General features: G+C 76.7%; 3 protein-coding genes. All 3 read left to right on the forward strand.

Annotated elements, in window-relative coordinates:
• Positions 1–1,452: VWA domain-containing protein (locus B7L92_RS38350; RefSeq protein WP_081241663.1), on the forward strand; the 1,452-nt coding region annotated here is incomplete at its 5' end.
• Positions 1,452–2,051: a cob(I)yrinic acid a,c-diamide adenosyltransferase gene (cobO, locus tag B7L92_RS38355; RefSeq protein WP_016826843.1), complete on the forward strand. Its 600-nt coding sequence runs from the start codon at positions 1,452–1,454 to the stop codon at positions 2,049–2,051. The genes B7L92_RS38350 and cobO, both read left to right, overlap by 1 nt.
• Positions 2,045–2,869: cobyrinic acid a,c-diamide synthase CobB (locus B7L92_RS38360; RefSeq protein WP_107501750.1), on the forward strand; the 825-nt coding region annotated here is incomplete at its 3' end. The genes cobO and B7L92_RS38360, both read left to right, overlap by 7 nt.

Consider the following 2,869-nt stretch of genomic DNA (forward strand, 5'->3'; position numbering starts at 1 on the left):
GGCGAGCTGCGGCCGCAGCTCCTCGACCGGTTCGGGCTGACCGTCGAGGTCGCGGCCTCGCGCGAGCCCGACCAGCGGGTGGAGGTCGTCCGGCGGCGGCTGGCGTACGACGACGACCCGGCCGCCTTCGCCGCCCGCTGGGCCGACGAGGAGGCCGCCGTACGGGCGCGGATCGTGGCCGCGCGGGAGCTGCTGCCGCAGGTGTGTCTGGGCGACGGGGCGCTGCGGCAGATCGCGGCGACCTGTGCGGCCTTCGAGGTGGACGGCATGCGGGCCGACATCGTGATGGCGCGCACGGCGACCGCGCTGGCGGCCTGGGCCGGGCGGACGGAGGTGCTGGCGGAGGACGTGCGGCAGGCCGCGCTGCTGGCGCTGCCGCACCGGCGCCGGCGGAACCCGTTCGACGCGCCGGGGCTGGACGAGGACAAGCTCGACGAGACGCTGGAGGAGTTCGGCGACCCGGGCGAGGGCGACGACGACCCCGATCCGGGGCCGGGCGGGCCCGGTGGGCAGCCGGCGCCCGAGGACGGCCCCCAGGGGGGCGACACCGCCGCGCGGCCCGAGGCCGGTGAGGACGGGGAAGCGCAGACGGGGCCCGGCGCCGGGGAGCAGACGGCCGTACGGGCCGGGGAGCCGTTCCGGACGAAAGCGCTGAGCGTGCCGGGCATCGGCGAGGGTGCTGCCGGGCGCCGTTCGCGGGCACGGTCGGAGCACGGGCGGACCACCGGGGCCCGCCGGCCCCGGGGTGCGCTGACCAAGGTGCACCTGGCCGCCACCGTGCGGGCGGCGGCGCCGCACCAGCGGGCCCGGGGGCGCGGCGGTCCGGGGCTGGTCGTCCGGCGGGACGATCTCCGGCAGGCGGTGCGCGAGGGCCGCGAGTCCAATCTCGTGCTGTTCGTGGTCGACGCCTCCGGGTCGATGGCGGCGCGGCAGCGGATGAGCGCCGTGAAGGGCGCCGTGCTGTCGCTGCTGCTGGACGCCTACCAGCGGCGGGACAAGGTGGGGCTGGTGACCTTCCGGGGGTCGGCGGCCGATGTCGCGCTGCCGCCGACGTCGTCGGTGGACGCGGCGGCGGTGCGGCTGGAGTCGCTGCCGACCGGCGGGCGCACCCCGCTGGCGGCCGGGCTGCTCAAGGCGCACGACGTGCTGCGGGTGGAGCGGCTGCGCGATCCGGCGCGGCGTCCGCTCCTCGTGGTGGTGACGGACGGACGGGCCACCGGCGGCCCGGAGCCGGTCGCGCTGGCCGGGCGTGCCGCGCGGCTGTTCGCGGCCGGGTCGGTCGCGTCCGTGGTCGTGGACTGCGAGTCGGGTCCGGTGCGGCTGGGGCTCGCCGGGCAGTTGGCCGGTGAGCTGGGCGGTACCGCGGTGACGCTGGACGAGCTGCGGGCCGACTCGATCGCCGGGCTGGTCAGGGACGTGCGGGGAGCCGGTGCTTCGAGGAGGGCCGCGTAATGCCGAAGGGACAGCCGAGTGTCGTACCGGACGACGGGCTGACGACCCGTCAGCGGCGCAACCGGCCGCTGGTGGTCGTGCACACCGGGGTCGGGAAGGGCAAGTCGACGGCCGCGTTCGGGCTGGCACTGCGGGCCTGGAACCAGGGGTGGCCGATCGGGGTGTTCCAGTTCGTCAAGTCGGCCAAGTGGAAGGTCGGCGAGGAGCGGGCGCTGCGCGTGCTCGGCGACTCCGGCGAGGGCGGGACCGTCGCCTGGCACAAGATGGGCGAGGGCTGGTCCTGGGTGCAGCGCGACGCGCAGATGGACAACGAGGAGAAGGCCCGGGAGGGCTGGGAGCAGGTCAAGCGGGACCTGGCCGCCGAGACGTACCGGCTGTACGTGCTGGACGAGTTCGCCTACCCGATGCACTGGGGGTGGGTCGACACCGACGAGGTCGTGTCCGTGCTGCGGGACCGGCCGGGCACCCAGCACGTGGTGATCACCGGGCGGAACGCGCCGGAGGAGCTCGTCGGCCTCGCCGACCTCGTCACCGACATGTCCAAGGTCAAGCACCCCATGGACGTCGGACAGAAGGGGCAGAGGGGCATCGAGTGGTGACCCCGTCCCCGTCCGTGCCCCGGCTGGTGATCGCCGCGCCCTCCTCGGGCAGCGGCAAGACCACCGTCGCCACGGGGCTGATGGCCGCGCTCGCCGCGCGGGGGCTCGCCGTGTCCCCGCACAAGGTGGGCCCGGACTACATCGACCCCGGGTACCACGCGCTCGCCACCGGGCGGGTGGGGCGCAACCTCGACGCGTACCTGTGCGGGCCGGAGCTGATCGCTCCGCTGTTCCTGCACGGGGCGCGCGGGTGCGACATCGCCGTGGTCGAGGGCGTGATGGGGCTGTACGACGGGGCCGCCGGGGAGGGCGAGCTGGCGTCCACCGCGCAGGTGGCGAAGCTGCTGCGGGCGCCGGTGGTGCTGGTCGTCGACGCGTCGTCGCAGTCGCGGTCGGTGGCGGCGCTGGTGCACGGGTTCGTGAGCTGGGACCCGGAGGTGCGGGTCGGGGGCGTGATCCTGAACAAGGTCGCGTCGGACCGGCACGAGGCGCTGCTGCGGGAGGCGTTGGACTCCGTCGGGGTGCCCGTGCTCGGTGTGGTGCGGCGGGCCGGACAGGTCGCCGTGCCGTCGCGGCACCTGGGGCTGGTGCCGGTCGCCGAGCGGCGGGCCGCGGCGGTGGACGCCGTCGCGGCGATGGCCGCACGGGTGGAGGCCGGGTGCGACCTGGAGGGGCTGGTCGCGCTGGCGCGGGGCGCGGGTGCGCTGCCGGGCGCGGCCTGGGACGCGGTCGGGGTCCTGGCCTCCTCGCCCCCGCCGTCCCTTCCCGTCCCGGCCTCCGGGGGCTCCGCCTCCCACGCCCCCGGAGGCCGGGACGGG

Source organism: Streptomyces viridosporus, assembly GCF_002078235.1.
Classification (GTDB): Bacteria; Actinomycetota; Actinomycetes; order Streptomycetales; family Streptomycetaceae; genus Streptomyces; species Streptomyces viridosporus.

Coding starts and splice junctions, on each gene's coding strand:
- cobO (WP_016826843.1), top strand. CDS start 1,452: ATGCCGAAGGGACAGCCGAGTGTCGTACCGGACGACGGGCTGACGACC.